Source organism: Leucobacter allii (genome assembly GCF_022919155.1).
Classification (GTDB): Bacteria; Actinomycetota; Actinomycetes; order Actinomycetales; family Microbacteriaceae; genus Leucobacter; species Leucobacter allii.
This window is the reverse complement of record NZ_CP095045.1, coordinates 2,185,911-2,203,519: the sequence shown is the minus strand read 5'-3', so window position 1 is coordinate 2,203,519 and position 17,609 is coordinate 2,185,911. Positions and strand designations below refer to the sequence as shown.

Below are 17,609 nucleotides of genomic sequence, written 5' to 3'. Positions count from 1 at the left end.
GGGGCGTCATGAGTCACATCGATCGGCTCAGGCGCTCCCAGCAGTCCGCCGCAAGGATGGCGAAAGACCAGCTCTCCAAGTTCTGGGGCCTGTACGGGAACCTTCCGGCCGATGAGTTGCGGGACGCCCTCCTGACGTTCATCCCGGCACTGGGGGAGCGGTACGGGGATCTCGCGGCTGCGGCTGCGGCTGACTGGTACGAGGAGACCAAGCAGGCCGCGACGGGGAAGCTCGGGGCGGCAGTGCTCGCCGACGTGGACGTTGAAGCCCTCGTTGAAGGTACGCGTTGGGCGGTTGACGACCTGTACGACGGCAACCCGGTCGAAACGTGGCGGAAGCTGGAGCGATCGCTGCTGCGGCATGTGAAGAACGCGGGCCGCGGCACGGTACGGCGGAGCGCTACCCGTGACGGGGTCGCGTTCGCTCGAGTTCCTTCCGGGGCGAAGACCTGCGCTTTCTGCACCATGCTCGCCTCCCGCGGGTTCGTGTACGGCAGTGCCGAGCTCGCCGGTTCGATTGACCGGTACCACGATGGCTGCGATTGCCAGCAGGTGCCGGACTTCGCGATGAGCCCCGCCGAGCGATCCGCACATGATGCGCGGGTCGCAGAGATGGATCAGGAATATCAGGCAGCCCGCGAAGTCGCAGGGTCCGGCGATGAGTCCGCGATCCTCGCGGAGATGCGCCGGCAGAACCCGGGACGGTACACCGACAGCGTGGCTCCGAAGCCGGGAGTGGTCACCGTCCCGCCTGGCCTCAACATCGCTCCGCATGAGATGGCGACCGCCGAACGGCTGCAGAAGCTCGGCTTCGATGTGGCGTTCAACCCGCTCGACATGACGCCTGGCGCGAAAAATCCCGATGTCACCATCGACGGGAACCTGTGGGAGTTTAAGAGCCCGCAGGGAGCTTCCGAGAAGAACACGATCAACGACCAGTTCAAGAAGGCCCGCAAGCAGTCGCAGCGCGTCGTCATCGACCTGCAGCGCATCGGCTTCGACGAGCAGGTCGCGCTCGAGCAGATCAAGCGCCGGTTCTACGGGCAGAAACGCATCATCGAGATGATCGTGTTCAGTAAGTCCGGCCAGATGACGAAGCTTGTCCGAGGTGATAATCTGTAGGAAGAAGCGGCAGGCATCCCACTAGGCGAAAGCTCGGGTAGCCCAGCCGCTTCTCTCGTTTCAAGCCCCGTCACCACCTGGTGCGGGGCTTTTTTCATGCCCGGAAACTCCCGGGCCCTCATGCTGCCCGCCGCACGGCGGGAGACCCATATCCACCCGCCCTGACCCGAACGGTGAGGGGCTACCTGAACAGGGAGCAACCATGAGCGACACCACCGAGCAGCCGAACGGCGACACGGTGACCACCCCGGCCGAGCCGAACGGCGCTGCCGAGGTCGACTACAAGGCGAAGTACGAAGAGGCCCTCGCGCACTCCCGCACCTGGGAGCAGCGAGCCAAGGGAAACAAGGCAGCGGCCGACGAGCTGGAACAGCTCAAGGAGGCGCAGAAGACCGCCGAGGAGAAGCAGGCCGAACAGCTCGCCGCCCTGCAGCGTGAGAACGCCGCGTTCAAGGCGGAGAAGCAGCAGGCCGCCTGGGCGAAGGACGTCTCGACGGCGACCGGTGTCCCAGCCGCCGTGCTTCGCGGATCCACCCTCGAGGAGCTGCAGGCGCACGCCGAACTCCTCAAGCCCGCCTACACGAAGGAGCCGGAGGCACCGCAGCCGGTCCCGACGATCGGGAACCAGCCGCAGGCCCCCGGCAACGTGTCGCTCCCCGAACAGATCGCCGCCGCAGAAGCGGCCGGCAACCCCCAGCTCGTCGCCGCTCTGAAGGCGATGCAGCTCGGGACCACCAGCTAACGAAAGGACAGTCAACATGGCTGGAATCACTGGACTGGGCACCACCTACAACCTGCCCAACTACGTCGGAGAGCTGTTCTCCGCGTCCCCGGAGGACACTCCGTTCCTCTCCGCGATCGGTGGTCTCACCGGTGGCGAGTCGGTCGGTGCGACCCTGTTCGAGTGGCAGGGGTACGACCTGCGCGACGCGGCCGACGACCGGCAGCGTCTCGAGGGTGCCGACGCCCCCGAGGCGGAGGAGCGCGTGCGCTACAACGCGTCGAACGTGCTCGAGATCCACCAGGAGGCGACCGGCGTCTCCTACACGAAGCAGGGCGCGAGCAAGCAGCGCGGTGCCGGCGCGACGGCGGTCACCATCGGGAACACGACCCTCCCGGCGGATGAGCTCGCGTGGCAGCTCGAGCAGGTCTTCAAGCAGATCGCTCGCGACGTCGAGAAGACGTTCATCACGGGCACCTACGCCCGCCCCGCCGACAACACGGCCCCCCGCAAGACGCGGGGCCTGCTCGCGGCGATCCAGACGAATGTCTCCACCATCACCGGTGGGGTGCTCACCGAGGACGCCGTCATGGACCTGTTCCAGGACGTGTGGGACAACGGCGGCATCCAGGAGGGCGAGACCCGCACGGTCGTCGTGAATGCGGCGCTCAAGCGTCAGCTCACGAAGATCTTCATCAAGGACAAGGGCTACCAGGAGTCGTCCCGCAACGTCGGTGGCGTGAACCTGCAGACCTTCGAGACCGACTTCGGGCGTGCGAACATCATGCTCGACCGGTACGCGCCGGTGGACACGCTCATCGTGACGTCGCTCGAGGACTGCAAGCCCGCGTTCCTGGAGGTGCCCGGCAAGGGGCACTTCTTCGCGGAGAAGCTCGCGAAGACCGGCGCGTCTGACAAGGTGCAGGTGTACGGCGAGATCGGCCTGAACTACGGCAACGAGCGCAAGCACGGCAAGCTGACGGTGGGTGCCTAATGCCCATCATCCGCTCCCCGAAGTACGCGCAGCTCCGCGTGCACGTCGGCACCGCAAACGTGAAGTTCCGTGACGGGTTCGCGGAGGTCGATGAGGCGGTGGCCGCGGAGCTTGTCGAGCTCCCCGGCTTCGGTCTCGAGATCTCCGAGCCCGACGAGGACGACACGGACGAGGACCTCGACGACGACGAGGACGAGGACGAGCTGGACTCGTGGGACGAGGACGCGCTGCGCGCCTTCGCCACCGAGAACGACATCAGCCTCGGCAAGCTCCAGAACGTCGAGAAGATCCGCGAGCGGATCCGCGAGGCCCTCGCCGCCGCGTAACCGCACAGACCGGAGGGGTCAGGGGTTCATCCCTGGCCCCTCTTGTCGTATCCGAGGAGGTGCAGCATGGCGGACGACGAGCTCGAGCCGTTCGCGACCCTGGAGGACCTGAAGGCTCGGTGGCCGGACTTCCCGGCCGGATCTGAGGAGCTGGCGAAGGTGCATCTTGCCGACGCGTCGCAGTTCATTCTCGACGTGGCTCCGACCGCGATGAACGCTTCGGCGTCGACGCGGCGTCGTGTGGTCTGCAAGGTCGTCCGGCGGGCGATGCAGGCAGACCTCGACGGGTCTACCGGGTACGAGTCCTTCCAGGAGGGCACCGGCCCCTTCCAGGACACCGTGAAGCCGATCAACCCGCACGGAGATTACTACCTGACGGGTCAGGAGAAGGTGTCTCTTCGGGTCGGCCGGCAGAAGGCGTTCTCGCTCAACATGATCGGAGTGGGTGATGCCCCGGCGGGTTACTGAGTACGTTGAGCGGTTGCCGTTCGACGGGTCGGTGACGGACGAGATGGGCGACCCGGTCGACTCGTGGGGCTCCCCGGTATCGGAGGGCATCTTCGAGTTCAGCCCGGGAGGCTCGGTCGAACCGGCACTGCCCGGGCATGACCGGGTCGTGACGACGCCGACGATATACGCACCCTACGACACGGGCTTCGCGGAACGCGACAAGTGCGTCATCGGTGGGGAAACGTACACCGTCGTGGGTCGGCCCGCCAGGTGGAAGCACCGCCGTACCGGACGTGAGGTCGGCGCGGTCGTGAATCTGAAGGCGGTGGACGGCTGATGGGGGAGTACATCTTCGATCCGCCCGAAGCGACGATCAAGGCGTACCTGGAGACTGTGCAGGACAAGCCCGTGCACACGACCGCACCGGCCGTGCTGCCCGAGTTCTTCGTGCAGCTTACCCGCGTGGGCGGTGTCGACGAGCTCGTGACGGACAAGCCGATGGTCACGTTCTACTGCTGGGGTCCTTCGCGGGCGCAAGCAGCCCGATTCGCGGAGACCATCCGAGCCCATCTACGCGGGTGCCGTCGCCTCGGCGGCCGACCCGTGTACCGGATCCGCACCGTGGGCGGGCCGACCTTCCAACCCGATTCGGAAACGAAGCGGGACCGCTACCAATTCACCCTCGAATTCAAGGTTCGAGGGACATCGTTCGCCCCCTGAAACAGGGGGCGTTCCTAGTTCAAGGAGGTGCCGCTGATGACGAAGGTCAAGGTGGTCAACGCGCAGTCGATCGACGGGCGCGAGTACAAGAAGGGCGAGGTGGCCGAGTTCGCCGATGGGCGGGCGCGTGACCTTGTCGCCGCGGGGAAGGCGGTGCCGGTGCCTGAGACGCCGAAGGCTGCCCCGATCAGCAAGGAGGCCAAGAATGGCTAACACCGTCACGAAGGACAACGTCCGCATCTGGTCGGGCATGGAAGGTGCCGTGTTCTGGGCCCCGAAGGGGACGCCGCTCCCGGCTACCCCGTTCGAGGATCTGGACGACGCGTTTCAGGCGATCGGTGCTCTGAACGAGGACGGCCCCGGTGAGGGGCTCTCCGTCGACGTGAACAAGGTGAAGGCGTGGCCGGCTGGTCAGACGGTCCGCACCAAGCCGACCGCGACGGAGAAGACGTTCACGTTCACCGCGCTCGAAGAGAAGCCGCTGGTCACGAAGATCTTCTACGGTCACGGCGATGTCGTGGTGTCCGGGACCGGGGCGGAGCAGTTCGCCCGGTACGACATCCCGGACGCGCTGGGCACCGTCGAGGGCGCGATGGTCACCGTGTTCGAGGACGACGGCTACCTCAAGGTGCGCTGCATGGAGCTCGTGCAGGTGTCCGAGCGGGGCGACGTGTCCAACGGCACCGAGGATCCCGCCGGCTACGAGCTGACCGTCGACAACATCGGCCTGGACTACGTCCTCACGACGCAGCCCGCGTTCCTGACGACCACGCCGTAACCAGACCGGGTGGGGCGCATGGTGACTCTGCGCCCCACCCTCAACCTCCTGAGTCACACCCGCACTTTACGAAATGGAGTCACACATGGGACACGGAAACGAGTACAACGCCGAGCTCGACGAGAAGCAGCGCGTCGCCGAGATGGAGGCCGAGCTGGCCGCACTGCGCGCCCGCGACGCGGCCCCCGAGAAGGTCGCACCCGAGCTGTCGACGCGGGACCGTTCCCCGATCACCCCGCAGGACCACAAGCCCGCCGCGGCCGAAGCGGTGCAGGTCGAGTTCGAGGGCATCACGTTCACCGCGACCCGCGGCAAGCTCGGCTCGCTGCGCGTCCTTGACCTCCTGGAGCGCAACCAGATCGCGACCGCGCTGCGCACCCTCGTCGGCGATGAGAAGTTCGAGGAGTTCCTGACCCGCTTCCCGGACGCTGACGCCGAGATGGCGGGCAAGATGCTCGAGGCGATCGCGAAGGCTGTCGGCGCGGGAAACTGATCACGCTCCTCGCACTGCTCCGTGAGGCGCGCAGCCGGCTCAACGCTGACCTGCAGCGAGAGTACGGTGTGTGCCTCACGGACATGTACGAGGGGCGCGTGACTGTCCTCGACATCTCCGACTTTGCCGCGCACCTTCCCCGTGGAGGAGCGGTCGCCCAGTGGGACGGCGGTTGGGGTGCAATCACCGCTGAGGAAGAGGCCCTGCGTCGCGTCGAGTGGGCGATTGTCGCGGTGAACTCGAAGAAGCGGCCCCCGCTGCCCAAGCCGCCGGTGTCGGTGCGTGAGACCGAGCGGCGCATTGCGAAGCAGAAGGCCCGGCAGGACCGGCTCCGCACCCAGTTCAAGGACTGGAGAAAGTAGGCGACTCATGGTGCGCAACGTGAAGGTGAAGCTGAACCTGAAAGGCCTGAACGAGCTCATGCGGTCCGCGCCGGTGCAGGCGAAAGTGAATGAAGAGGCGGGGCGCATCAAGGCGCGTGCCGGCGATAAGTTCCAGGTCCACCCTTCACCGCACCGGTACACGGCGCGCGCGTTCGTGGAAGCGAAGAAGGGCAAGAAGCTAACCGACGCAGACCGGCAACGGCTGCTGGAAGCCCTGGGGGCGGCCAAGGAATGACGCAGAACGGCCCCGGCAAGACAAGATCCTGCCGGGGCCGTTCGCGAGTGCTTACTGCAGGGCGACGAACATCTTGTCGCTCATCATTCCCGGCGTGACAGCTAGGACGCCGTCTACAGGTGCGGGGACGAGGAACGCGGTCTCTCCGGTGTGAGTGGCTCCGCCGTAAAGCGGGTCGAGCATTGTGAAGTCACTACCCGTGTCCACGAACGCCTGAGAGATGGTGTTGCCCGCCCCGGACACGTAGTCGATGGTGGAGAACGGCACCTGCCCTGCAGGGTCGTCGCCGAGGTAGGTGACGGAGGCATTCACCATTACGTAGACCTGGCCTTCGGGGGCTGCCTCGTTGAACTGGTTGATCCCGGCCAGGGTCGCGCCGGCGTCGAGATTGGCGCTGTTGATCGTGACTTCCCATTCCGAGTCGGACACCTTGCTGCCGATTGGCAGCGGGTTCTCGCGGGTCGTGCCGGGTTCCGGCGCGGGAGCCTCTTTCGGCTCCTCAACCACTTCGGTGGCCTGCTCTTGGGCCTGCTCCGCTGGGGTCTTGCTTTCTACGGGCGAACTGCACGCCGTCAGACCGAACAGAAGTGCGATAGCTGCCACACCGAGGGCTTTTGTTTCTTTGCTCATCCCATGAGTTTTTCATGCATCAAGGGCATTTATGCAATTCCTCGGATTGCTGTTGCCGATTTGTTAATCAAGGAGAACTTGAATGGCTGCGACCGGTTCTGAGATTGCAAGTGCCTACGTCACCCTGATCGTTAGGGCCCCTGGCGTCTCGCGCGAGATTGACAACGCGCTCGGCGGGAGCGCCGTGAGCGGTGTTCTCTCGAAGCGCGGCAAGGCCATCGGGGCGACCATCGCTGGCGCTGTCGGTGGTGGTGTCGCGGCCATGACGACGAAGGCCATCGACCTCGTCGTGGGGTCGATCGACAAGGCCGTTGGCCGTGTCGACACGATGAACAACTTCCCGAAGATCATGAAGAACCTCGGGTATTCGGCGGGCGACGCTCAGAAGTCCATCGACAAGATCTCGGACAGCCTCACCGGGCTGCCGACCTCCCTCGATCAGATGGCCGGCACGGTGCAGCAGCTCGCACCGCTCACCGGCGGACTCGACGAGGCCACGAACCTGTCCCTCGCACTGAACAACGCGCTGCTCGCCGGCGGCAAGTCCACCGACCTCCAGGCGAACGCGATGGAGCAGTACACGCAGATGCTCGCCCTCGGCAAGGTCGACATGGAAGCATGGCGCTCGGTCGTCACCGCCATGCCCGGGCAGATGGACCAGCTCGCCGTGTCTCTCCTCGGGGCCGGCAACAAGTCGATGGACCTCTACTCGGCGATGCAGTCCGGACAGGTGACGTTCGACGACTTCAACGGCGCGATCGTGCGCCTCAACTCGGAGGGCACCGGCAACTTCGCCTCCTTCGAGCAGCAGGCCCGCGACTCCACCGATGGCATCAGCACCGGGTGGACGAACCTGCAGACCGCGATCACGCGCGCGATGGCGAACGTGATTCAGCGGCTGAAACCCATGATCGATGGTTTCCTTTCCGGGGCGACGCAGATCGTGAACGCGCTCGGCCCCGTCGTGCTGCAGACGATCGAGATGGCTGCCGCCGTCGTCCAGTGGACTTCCGCGAACCGAGACTGGCTCATCCCGCTCGGCATCATCGTCGGGACGCTCGTCGCGTTCTCGAAGGTCGTCGCCACGATCCGGGCCGTGAAGCTCGGATACGCCGCCGCGTCGTCCGGGGCGACCGCGGCGACCTACGCCGCCAGCGTCGCATCCAAGATCGGTGCGGCAGCGTACGCACTGCAGAACTCCTCCATGGTGAAGCTGCTCGCGTCGCTGCGCGCCAACGAAGCACTCTCCCTCCGGTCGAAGATCGCCATCGTCGCGTCGACCGTCGCCACGAAGGCCGCGACCGTAGCGCAGAAGGCCCTCAACTTCGCCCTCGGGAACAACCCCATCGGCCGCATCATCATGCTCGTCTCCGCCCTCGTGGCGGGGCTCGTGTGGTTCTTCACGCAGACCGACACGGGAAAGAAGATCTGGGGCGAGTTCACCCGCTTCCTCGGCGAGGCCTGGGCCAACATCAGCTCCTTCTTCCAGACCGTTTGGGAGAACGTGCTGAAGCCCGTCTTCGAAGGCCTCGGCGAAGTGTTCTCCTTCGTCTGGAACTCCATCCTGAAGCCGATCTTTGACGGGATCGCGGCCGTCGTCACCTGGGTGTGGGTCAACGTGCTGCAGCCGATCTTCCAGGCCTTCCAGGTCGGATTCGCGATCCTCGGCGGCATCCTCCAGGGCGTCTGGGAGGCCGTCATCAAGCCCGTGTTCGACGCAATCGGCGCGATCTTCAAGTGGCTGTGGGACACGATCATCTCGGTCATCGTCGCCGCCGTGAAGCTGCAGCTCCAGATCATGGGCGCGGTCTTCACGTGGCTGTGGCAGGTCGCGATCAAGCCCGCGATCGACGCCATCGGCGCGGTCGTCCAGTGGCTGTGGACGAACGTCATCTCCCCGGTCGTGGACTGGATCTCCGAGAAGTGGCGGATCCTCGGCCTTGCGACGCAGCTCCTCTGGGAGATGTACATCAAGCCCGCGTTCGATGCGATCGGTGCCGCCCTGCAGTGGGTGTGGAACAACATCATCTCCCCGGTGGTCGATTGGATCCGGCAGCGGTGGGAGATCCTGGGGCTCGCGACGCGGCTCATGTACGAGAAGTACATCAAGCCCGCCTGGAACGCGGTGTCGTCCGTGATCCAGACCGTGTGGAACACGGTGAAGGGCGTCATCGACACCATGGTTCGGGTCGTCAAGACCGACCCGAAGAAGGCGTTCGAGGCTGCACGTGACGCGATCGGCTCCGCGTGGGCTGGCATTCAGGAGCTCGCGAAGAAACCGGTCAAGTTCGTCGTGGAGACCGTGATCAACGGGCTTATCGGCACGGTGAACAAGATCCTCCCGGAAGGCATGCAGATCCCCACGGTGAAGCTCCCGAAGGGCTTCTCCGATGGCGGGTACACCGGCAACATCGGCCGCACCACGGTCGCGGGAGTCGTGCACGGCAACGAGCACGTGATCCGCGCCCAGTCGCGGGCAATGATCGAGCGGAACCATCCGGGCCTGCTGGATCACATGAACCAGTACGGCAGCATCCCGGGCTACCGGACGGGTGGTCTGGTCACTCCACTTCCTCAGGGTTCGTACTCGGTGTCGCAGCCGTATCACGGCGGACACAACGGTATCGATCTCGCGGCCCCTGCCGGGACGAAGGTGTACGCCGCGGCGGATGGCGTGGTGGGGCTCGCCGGCCTGGTCAACATGGGCGGCAACGAGATCTACATCCAGCACACCAACGGGTTGGGTACGAGGTACTCGCATTTGTCCCGGTTCGCGACGTCGGCAGGCACTCAGGTGAAGCAGGGCAACGTGATCGGCTATGTCGGCTCCACCGGCATGTCGACGGGCCCTCACCTGCACTACATGGTGCACAGTCCTGGCGGCGGGGGCGGCAACTACGGCAACCACGTCAACCCGGCACCCTACTTGGGGCTGTTCGGAAAGGACCTCGGGGAGGCCGGTGGGGCCGCATCCATCCTGGATGGTCTCGTGGACTGGGCCGTGTCGAAGATCAAGGAGCAGTTCCCTGGCGGTGGCATGTGGGTTGATGTCGCGACCGGGCTCGCGAAGAACGCCGCTTCGGCTATGGCGAAGGCATTCAACCCGTTCGCTGGTGCAGACGGGCACACCGCGACCTTGTACGACAACGGCGGGTTCCTGCCGACCGGGTTCTCTCTCGTGGAGAACCGGTCCGGGCGTCCTGAACCGATCCTGACGGGGTCGCAGTGGGACGATCTGCTCGCGTCCCGTGGCGGTGGTTTCTCGGGGCCGGTGACGTTGGTCGTCGGTGATCGGGAGTTCGACGCCTACGTGGATGAGCGTGCGGACGACGCGATCGATCGTGCGAATGAGGAGCTCGCGGTGGCGGGCCGGAGGAGGTACTGATGACGGACCTTGCCACGGGCTCCATCACCTATGAGGGGGTGTCGTTCCAGTTCGGGGACGGCACCCCCTACCGCATCACCACGTTCAAGCGCGGCACGGCCACCTACCGGAGCCAAGACCGCGACCGGGAGCACGGTGACGGCCGGGACATGGGGCGCGATCTGAAGACCGCGCCGACGCATGAACTCGGCCTCGCGGTCCTCGGTGAGGGCACCACTCCTGCGGAGCGGGAAGCCGACGTGCGCCGCCTCCTCGAGGAGCTCGCCGTGGTGTGGTCTGCGGACACGCTACGGTCCCGCAACGGGGCTGTCGCGAAGCTGCAGATCGGCGGCCGATACGCGCTCGGCAGGCCCCGTGACTTCGTGCCCGAGGATGACGGGCTCTGGGATGGGATCTCGGAGCCGTCCTTGAAGTTCGTTGCGTCCGATGATCTTTGGTACGGGCCGTCCAGCATCCTGCAGTTCGGCCTCGTCCCGGAGTACACCGGCGGGCTCCCTGTTGCGGCCGCGGTGCCGTTCGTGCTCGGTGGTGGCACAGGCACAGGAAACCGCACAATCACCGTGGAAGGCACGAAGCCATCCTGGCCCGTGTTCACCCTGCACGGCCCCATCAAAGACCCGTACATCGAGGTGGTGGGGGTCGGGCGACTCGTGTTCTCGTGCACGCTCGCCTACGACCAGCACCTGACCGTCGATTGCCGGCCGCCGCGCGGCATCACCCGGAACGGTGCCCCGCTCCCTGGGGCGCTGTCGCCGTCCGGGGATCGCCTGTCCGATATGGAACTGCGTCCGGGCAGCTACTCGGTGCTGTTCGGCGGCTACGACCCGTCCGGCACGTCCGCGATCTCGGTGGAGGTCGCCCCCGCCTACCCCAACTTCTAGGAGGCCTCATGGCTGTGAACTTCATGACCCCGTACGCGATGGACGGGACCGTGATCCCCGGGGCGGGGCTGCGCCGGCAACTGCAGCAGTCCGCGGGCGAAGGGTCCGGGGTGATCTGGCCCGGGGATCTGCGCGTGTCCGAACTGGATGTGCCGGGCCCGGGCATCAAGATCGCCGCCGGGGACGACATCATCCAGTCCCGAAACCCTGGCTCCCTCCGAGAGTCATACGGGGTGTCGCTGCCGACTGACGGGACCGTGGACGGGATCCCCGGCACCGGTTCCGGCGGTTCTGGCGTGGTGCGCCGTGACATGGTCATTCACGAGATCCTCGACCCGAATGCGGCGAAGCACTTCACGGACCCGGCGACCTTGCCCGGGGTGTGGTCCACGATCGCGATCGTGCAGGGCGTGCCGCTCACCGCCACCGATGTGGATGATGTGCCGGCCCTGGCTGATGTGACCGCGTACTGCCTCGCCACGATCGACTACGAAGCGTCGACGGCGACGATCACGAACGAGATGATCACGAACCGGCGGGAACTGCACCGGCCGAAGTCCGATCGGGTGCTGCGCACGCGCGCCCTGTCCGGGGTGGAGTCGGACGACCTGACCGCGACCGCGCAGCCGGGGCAGACCTGGCCGGGGCTCGGTTCGAACCTGTGGGGGCCGATCCTCATTCCGTCCTGGGCGACGCACGTGCGCGGACTGGTCCGGTGGAATGGCGTCCTGTTGAACGGGGACGCGTGGGGTGATGTGTGGCTCCGCATCGGGACGGGGGCGGTCCGCTTCGAGTCGACTCGGTTCGATTCGGTCGCGTCTGGTGGGAATCAGCGCACGGTCATCGAAGCGTCCGGGAGTACCGCGATCCCCGAAGCGATGCGCGGCACCGAGCAGCGGTTCTACCCGATCGGGCTCAAGAACTCCGGCTCGGCACCATCGTCGATGGTGCGACTGGACAAGTCGTCCTCGCTGACGCTCGATGTCGAGTTCTACCAGGCGGCGGTGTAGAAGGGGGCGTCCATGCTGCGCTACATCGTGGAACGCATCTCGGACGGCGCGTTCCTGGAGCTCGAGCTGCCCATCATCGTGTCCGGTGCGGGGCGCAAGCGTGGGGGCCCTGCCGGGTTCTCCGGCGAGATCGTACCCATCGTGGACGCCTACCGGTACGCCGGCACCGACGCGCTGATCGTCCCCGGCGGCACCTACATTCACGAAGAGGCCGATGGGGTGATCCGCGGCACGTGGATCGTGACCCGGTCCTCGTTCCAGGGTGCGTCCTGGAAGATTGAGGGCGACGGGGTCAGCAGAGTGTTCTCCGGCCGCGCCTACAAGGGCGAGTTCTGGGGCGTGCAGGTCGACCCGATCGCGGTGGCCCGGCATGTGGTCGAGGAGGCGCAGGCGGTCCCTGGCGCACAGTTCGGGATCACGCTCACCGGTTCATCGTCGGTGCGGGTCGGCACCGATTCGGATCTGAAGGCGAACGCCGCGAAGCAGGTCATGGATCAGCGGAAGAAGGCGTGGGACGTGTACGCGCGCCCCCGTGTCGCCCTGCAGGCCCGGGTGAGGAAGCTGTCGAAGCCGCACGATGACGCGATCCGGGTCTTGAACCGGGACCGGCGCGTGCTCTACGACGCCTATGCTGCAGCGATCGCGGGCCGGTTGCCGGCAGCGGAGATCGCCGCCCGGAAGGCTCTCGTCACCGCGAAAGACGCGGACATCAAGGCGCGCCGTTCGGTGAAGTCGGCGGCGGTGAAAGACCTGAAAGATCAGATCGCGGATCTGGAGATCACGGAAGCCCCGCTGAAGGAATCGTACGAGGCGGCGAAAGAAGACTATGAGACGGCGAAAGACCAGGCCGAAGTCGATGAGGGGGCGTGGAAGCTGCTGTGGTGGGACACCCCCGACAGTCTCGACGCCATCAACGAAGCGGTGGAGGCGGCCGGCTACGAGTGGGTGGAGTGGTCCGGCTGGAACTCGGCCCGCACCCGCATCCTGAAGGAGATCCGGTGCGTTCCCCGGGTCGGAGCGAAGCGCGACAATATCGCGTTCACCGATGACAACATCATCGACCAGGTGACCGTGGAGGATGACGCGACCACGTACGCGAACGCGGTGATCGCGATCGGTGCGGGTGAAGGGAAAGCCGCGCTCCGTGTCGAGGTCGGGAAGCCTGACGGGCGCCCGTACTGGCCGGTCACGGTCGACGGGAAACACCTCACGAAGAAGGCGGCACTGGAGGCGTTCGCGTGGGCGGAGCTCGGGAAGCGGCAGCGCGCCCAGGTCGTGAAAGCGGTCCGGGTGGACGCGTCGCATTCGAACGCACGCCGCGGAACGTTCGACGTCGGGGACACGGTCCTGCTCGACGTCGACGCGGGCTGGGCGGGCCGCGTTCGTGTGTGGCGTCGTATCGAAGAAATCGAATGGGTCGGCCTCGATATCGCCGATCTCATGCTTGAAGGGGGATGACGTGAAGTCACTCAGGCGGAAGCTCGCTGAGCGCGAGCAGGCCAAGGCTGCGCAGGAGGCGGCGGCGAAAACCGCGCAACTTGCCCGTACCGTCCAGCTCTCCCGCTCCAGTGTGGAGACCGGGACCGGGACGGCGCTCGTGGAAGACGTGCTCGGGGACGCCCCGAGGGTCGCTGACGCGGTCGAGGATGCCACCGTGGGCCTGGATGCCCTCGACCCGGCGTACGGGCTGGTGGACGACGCGCAGGACGCCGACGATGCCCAGTACGCGACCAACATGGCCGTCGTGGAGGCCGTCGACCGGGCGCAGACGGAAGCGGCGGAAGCGGCCGAAGCCGCGGCGAATGCGCAGACCACCGCGGATGGGAAGAACGCCCGCCGCCGCGGCGTCACCGAACCCGAGCCGCCCCCGGGCGGGTGGGTTCAGGGCGATCAGTGGGTGCGCGACAACGCGGAAGGCGTCCCGGTCGAACTGCTCGTGTGGAATGGTGCGAGCTTCGTGCCAGATCAGATCCTCGCTGACGAGATCCTCGTCATCGATGAGGCAGGCGTGGTCCGCATCGGAGAAGGCAAGGTCACCGCCGAAGCGCTCCACGCCGAGGCGCTGAACTTCAAGAGCGCTACCGGCATGGAACTCACCGCCGCGACGATCGTCGGAGGGTCTGTCATCCAGACGGGTTCGTCTCTCACCGGCACCCGCACCTACCCTGTCAACGAGCAGTCGTACGCACAACGCTGGGTACGAACTGCAATGGGAGGCGCTCACACAGGCTATGGCGGCCTTTTCGCCGGCGAAGTACCGTCCGGCGCAATGTCCACGCATGCTGTCGGGATGACGCCTTGGGCCGGGGTGGACGGATACGACAATCTCGCATTCATATTTCCAACGGAGTTCGGGCGTTACGCTCAGGCATCCGTTTCGTTTTGGGTGAAGGCCACCGCGGCAGCGACGTTCGGGTTTGCGTTCGCAGGCACCACGCCCACCACTACGTCGCTTGCTGCGAACACGTGGACGAAAGTGACTCGCTCTCTCGCCTTGCGCGAGCTGGGGCAGATGATCCGTTTCCGCTCGACCACCTCATCCGTCGTCTTCTACGTCACGGAGCCCGAGGTGACAGTCACGACCGCAGGTGGACAACGCGCCCAGTTGGTCACAGACAACGGACTCTCCAAGCTTCTGCTGACAGGAGGATCTGCCGCAGCCCCGACTGTGCCTCTCGCCGAGCTCTCCGGCGCCCAGGTGATCCTCGGTCAAGACCCCGCATATGGTGGTGCGACGACCCCCAAGATGACGCTCGACAACTCATCACTACGGTTCGTGGATCAGGGCGGGCAGTCCGTCATGAAGCGCATTGTCGCCGATGGCTTCATGACTTTCTCCGCGGAGAACTTGCAGCTTCAGGCGCAAGGCACGATCTTTCTCACCGGGGCCGTGAGCATTCTCGGAGGTCTCAGGCTCTACAGAGATACGGACTGGGCGAATATCGCGATCACCGGCGGTAGTGGCACGTGCCGGTGGCGGCGCTATCTCGGGATGGTCGAGGTGGAGTTCGATATCACGATGTCGTCGGCACTTGCGGCCGGGGCGGCGGTAACCACGCTGTTCTCCGTGCCTGCGGAAGCTGCACCTGCGACCCCGGCACCGTTCAATGTGACGACGGCCGGCGCGCAACCCATCAACGGGTTCGTGTCAGCTTCGACGCTGGGCACCACGTTCCGCAACAACGGGACCAGTTCCCAGACCCGAATCTTCGGGTGGGGGCGCTGGTCACCCGCATAGGAGGCATCTTGTCGTACTACACACAATCCCTGCTCGCATCCGATCAGGGCATCCTGCAGCGCACCACCGCATGCGCCGCCTCGGAGGGTATCTCGGATCCTCAGTTCTGGGCGCAGCAGCGCATGTGGCAGCTCTCCGCACAGCCTGGCTGGGATGCGGCGTACGCGTCCGCGATCGCCGCCGGTGTCGAGGATCCTGGAACGTCTGAGGCGGTGGTCTCGGATCCGATGATCCTCTCCGCTGTGCAGGCGCTCCACGCCGCCGAAACACCACCCGCGGAGTAGGGCACAAGTTCTGAGGGGTCGCATCCGTTGGGTGCGGCCCCTCACCCATATCTAGGAGGGCTCATGGCTTTCATCACCAACGTCACCCCGAACCTCGGCTACACGGTCCTTGCGGGGAACTGCCTCAAGATGGCGCAGGGCATCTTCGGCGCGCCCGTCGCCCACCGCTCCGCAGCGGATGCCGCAGATGCGACCACGCTGCGACACTACAACCGAGACCTGCCCGATGCGCCCTGTGTGCTGTGGTTCGACCACTCGGGAGCCTACGACGACGGACTCGGGCCTTATCGAGGCGTTCCGGTCGGCGGCGTCGCCAACTGGGGCCACGTCTGCGACTACGTGCCGGGGGTGGGAATCCTCTCCTCGAGCCCGTACGCCGGCGAGGTCTCCGGACCCTACCGCTACTGGTCTATCGCAGAGATCGAGAACACCTTCAACTGCTCGTTCCGGTTCTGGAGCGAGGACATCAACGGGCTGCGCGTCTGCGAGCCCGCACCCACCCCTCCGGCGGTACTGCCGCCTCTTCTCGGAATGGAGTCCGAAATGCTTGTTTTCTACGCTCACGCCCTCGGCAAGGGTCAGCCTGGCTGGCTCGTGATGGGGTACTCCCCGAAGGCGCTCATCCTGTCCACGCAGTCCGCTGCGAATGAATGGGGCCGCCGCATCGGCCGGGAGACCATCAGCACGAACTACGAGGGCTTCCGGAAGTACCTGCGCGCCGCGGGCGGCACGGTCGCCCAGCTCGCCACGGTCAGCAAGGGCTAACCCGCGTGACGGAAGAGCAGCTCGCGGTCCTATTCGGCGACGCGACTCTCGCTCAGGCCGTCATCTGGCTCGCCGCTGCCTCGGCCCTCGTTGGCGTTGCGGTGAAGTTCCGGTGGTGGGAGCGGCTGAAGCGGTTCATCGCGACCGTGGATGCGCTTGCGGTCCTGCCGCAGAAACTCAAGTTGCTGGACGAGATCCATCATGAAGTTCGCCCGAATACGGGGACGAGCCTCAATGATGCGGTTCGCAGGATCGAGTCCAAGACCAGAGCGCTCGAGCGGCAGGTGGCTGAGCAGTCAGGCAAGATCGACGGCTTGCAGGTGCTTATGGAGTCCGCCGATGAGGAGCTTGCCGACCGCGTCGGTGACCTCGAAGACACCTTGAACCCGAAGGAGACCCCATGACTGTCCAGACCCCGGGTACGGTGCGTGACGCCCTGGTGGCGCTCGTGCGTACCGTCGTGCCCGTTATCGTCGGCTCCCTGCTGAGCCTCGCCGCGCAGGCAGGCCTGCACATCGACGCGTCGACGTCGGAACTGCTGACGCTGATCCTCGTGGCCGTATGCACGGCCGCCTACTACGCGCTCATCCGCGCCCTGTCGGCGCGCTGGGCGTGGGTGGGGTGGCTGCTCGGCTACCCGACCGACCCCACGTACGAGCCCCGCCACAGCGGCGATTGAAACACGCAAATGCCCCCTCCCAGACCTCCGGGTCCGGGTCCGGGAGGGGGCATTTCGTCTTTCAGGCGGTTTCGCGACGACCGGTCTCAGCGATCCAGTTGAGCTTGTCGGGAACGTAGGCAGCATCTTCGGGTGATCCGTCAAAAGCGTCGAGCACTTCTGGGTTACGGAAATGGCGGCGTGCTTCTTCGTAGCCCGGCGTCTGCAGGCGGCGGAAGAGGTCAACGAACTCATCCATGTCCGCGATGCGCGGCTGCCCGCGACGGGGCGGGAGAGGTCCGTAAGACAGGAACGAGAGCAACGTCGACATGCCCTGGTCGCCGATCATGTCCGAGAGTTCGAGCGACATGCCCTTGTGCTCAGGATCGCACTTCCGGCCCTTGTGGATGATCTCGAAGCCAGACTTCGCGTTGTCTCGGTCCATCTCCCATACGACCAGAGATCCCCGTGTGTCCGTAATCGAGTCACCGCACGCATCGCAATACCACTGCGCTATCTTCATCTACCTGTACTCCG

23 protein-coding genes are annotated in these 17,609 nt (G+C 65.7%); 21 read left to right on the top strand and 2 right to left on the bottom strand.

Features of this window, described 5'->3' with window-relative positions:
- Positions 1–8: 8 nt before the first annotated feature.
- The 12 genes from MUN78_RS10230 (at position 9) to MUN78_RS10175 (ending at position 6,221) form a co-directional block, all read left to right on the top strand.
- Complete coding sequence (locus MUN78_RS10230) at positions 9–1,121, top strand: VG15 protein (protein WP_244726262.1); 1,113 nt, start codon at positions 9–11, stop codon at positions 1,119–1,121.
- A 202-nt stretch (positions 1,122–1,323) separates the two neighbouring features.
- Positions 1,324–1,863, top strand: a complete 540-nt coding sequence (locus tag MUN78_RS10225) for a hypothetical protein (protein ID WP_244726260.1) — start codon at positions 1,324–1,326, stop codon at positions 1,861–1,863.
- A gap of 16 nt (positions 1,864–1,879) precedes the next feature.
- Positions 1,880–2,836, top strand: coding sequence for an SU10 major capsid protein (locus MUN78_RS10220; protein ID WP_244726258.1), 957 nt, complete (start codon positions 1,880–1,882; stop codon positions 2,834–2,836).
- Positions 2,836–3,162, top strand: coding sequence for a hypothetical protein (locus tag MUN78_RS10215; protein WP_244726256.1), 327 nt, complete (start codon positions 2,836–2,838; stop codon positions 3,160–3,162). The genes MUN78_RS10220 and MUN78_RS10215 overlap by 1 nt, the downstream gene beginning before the upstream one ends.
- 66 nt (positions 3,163–3,228) lie before the next feature.
- Positions 3,229–3,630 carry a hypothetical protein gene (locus MUN78_RS10210; RefSeq protein ID WP_244726255.1) on the top strand — a complete coding sequence of 134 codons (402 nt, stop codon included), beginning with the start codon at positions 3,229–3,231 and terminating at the stop codon, positions 3,628–3,630.
- On the top strand, positions 3,611–3,949 hold the full coding sequence (locus MUN78_RS10205) for a hypothetical protein (RefSeq protein WP_244726253.1): 339 nt from the start codon (positions 3,611–3,613) through the stop codon (positions 3,947–3,949). The genes MUN78_RS10210 and MUN78_RS10205 overlap by 20 nt, the downstream gene beginning before the upstream one ends.
- Positions 3,949–4,332, top strand: coding sequence for a hypothetical protein (locus MUN78_RS10200; protein WP_244726252.1), 384 nt, complete (start codon positions 3,949–3,951; stop codon positions 4,330–4,332). Before MUN78_RS10205 ends, MUN78_RS10200 begins: the two co-directional genes overlap by 1 nt.
- A gap of 36 nt (positions 4,333–4,368) precedes the next feature.
- Positions 4,369–4,545, top strand: coding sequence for a hypothetical protein (locus MUN78_RS10195; protein WP_244726250.1), 177 nt, complete (start codon positions 4,369–4,371; stop codon positions 4,543–4,545).
- Positions 4,538–5,110 carry a phage tail tube protein gene (locus MUN78_RS10190; RefSeq protein ID WP_244726248.1) on the top strand — a complete coding sequence of 191 codons (573 nt, stop codon included), beginning with the start codon at positions 4,538–4,540 and terminating at the stop codon, positions 5,108–5,110. Before MUN78_RS10195 ends, MUN78_RS10190 begins: the two co-directional genes overlap by 8 nt.
- A gap of 85 nt (positions 5,111–5,195) precedes the next feature.
- Entirely contained in the window at positions 5,196–5,603 is a 408-nt protein-coding gene (locus MUN78_RS10185) for a hypothetical protein (RefSeq protein WP_244726247.1), read from the top strand.
- Positions 5,604–5,701: 98 nt separating this feature from the next.
- On the top strand, positions 5,702–5,965 hold the full coding sequence (locus MUN78_RS10180) for a hypothetical protein (protein ID WP_244726245.1): 264 nt from the start codon (positions 5,702–5,704) through the stop codon (positions 5,963–5,965).
- Between the two features lie 7 nt (positions 5,966–5,972).
- Positions 5,973–6,221, top strand: coding sequence for a hypothetical protein (locus MUN78_RS10175; protein ID WP_244726243.1), 249 nt, complete (start codon positions 5,973–5,975; stop codon positions 6,219–6,221).
- A 51-nt stretch (positions 6,222–6,272) separates the two neighbouring features.
- Here MUN78_RS10175 and MUN78_RS10170 read toward each other — a convergent pair whose 3' ends face one another.
- Positions 6,273–6,851 (bottom strand): hypothetical protein, encoded by a 579-nt coding sequence (locus MUN78_RS10170; protein WP_244726241.1) that lies wholly within the window; start codon positions 6,849–6,851, stop codon positions 6,273–6,275.
- Between the two features lie 82 nt (positions 6,852–6,933).
- Between MUN78_RS10170 and MUN78_RS10165 the strand changes: the two genes are divergently transcribed.
- The 9 genes from MUN78_RS10165 to MUN78_RS10125 all read left to right on the top strand — a co-directional run bounded on the left by MUN78_RS10165 (position 6,934) and on the right by MUN78_RS10125 (position 17,093).
- Entirely contained in the window at positions 6,934–10,236 is a 3,303-nt protein-coding gene (locus tag MUN78_RS10165; RefSeq protein ID WP_244726240.1) for a tape measure protein, read from the top strand.
- Positions 10,236–11,117 (top strand): hypothetical protein, encoded by an 882-nt coding sequence (locus tag MUN78_RS10160; RefSeq protein ID WP_244726238.1) that lies wholly within the window; start codon positions 10,236–10,238, stop codon positions 11,115–11,117. Before MUN78_RS10165 ends, MUN78_RS10160 begins: the two co-directional genes overlap by 1 nt.
- Positions 11,118–11,125: 8 nt before the next feature.
- A complete protein-coding gene (locus MUN78_RS10155) occupies positions 11,126–12,127 on the top strand; it encodes a hypothetical protein (RefSeq protein ID WP_244726236.1) in 1,002 nt (333 codons plus the stop codon).
- A 12-nt stretch (positions 12,128–12,139) separates the two neighbouring features.
- Positions 12,140–13,585, top strand: a complete 1,446-nt coding sequence (locus MUN78_RS10150) for a siphovirus ReqiPepy6 Gp37-like family protein (RefSeq protein ID WP_244726234.1) — start codon at positions 12,140–12,142, stop codon at positions 13,583–13,585.
- Position 13,586: 1 nt separating this feature from the next.
- On the top strand, positions 13,587–15,365 hold the full coding sequence (locus tag MUN78_RS10145) for a hypothetical protein (RefSeq protein ID WP_244726232.1): 1,779 nt from the start codon (positions 13,587–13,589) through the stop codon (positions 15,363–15,365).
- Positions 15,366–15,373: 8 nt separating this feature from the next.
- Entirely contained in the window at positions 15,374–15,649 is a 276-nt protein-coding gene (locus MUN78_RS10140; RefSeq protein ID WP_244726230.1) for a hypothetical protein, read from the top strand.
- Positions 15,650–15,712: 63 nt separating this feature from the next.
- The gene (locus MUN78_RS10135; protein ID WP_244726229.1) at positions 15,713–16,414 is read left to right on the top strand and encodes a hypothetical protein; all 702 of its coding nucleotides are present in this window, start codon (positions 15,713–15,715) and stop codon (positions 16,412–16,414) included.
- Between the two features lie 5 nt (positions 16,415–16,419).
- Positions 16,420–16,818, top strand: a complete 399-nt coding sequence (locus MUN78_RS10130; RefSeq protein ID WP_244726227.1) for a hypothetical protein — start codon at positions 16,420–16,422, stop codon at positions 16,816–16,818.
- Positions 16,815–17,093, top strand: a complete 279-nt coding sequence (locus tag MUN78_RS10125; protein ID WP_244726225.1) for a hypothetical protein — start codon at positions 16,815–16,817, stop codon at positions 17,091–17,093. Before MUN78_RS10130 ends, MUN78_RS10125 begins: the two co-directional genes overlap by 4 nt.
- 61 nt (positions 17,094–17,154) lie before the next feature.
- Here the strand turns inward: MUN78_RS10125 and MUN78_RS10120 are convergent, their stop codons facing one another.
- On the bottom strand, positions 17,155–17,517 hold the full coding sequence (locus MUN78_RS10120) for a hypothetical protein (protein ID WP_244726223.1): 363 nt from the start codon (positions 17,515–17,517) through the stop codon (positions 17,155–17,157).
- Between the last annotated feature and the right edge of the window lie 92 nt (positions 17,518–17,609).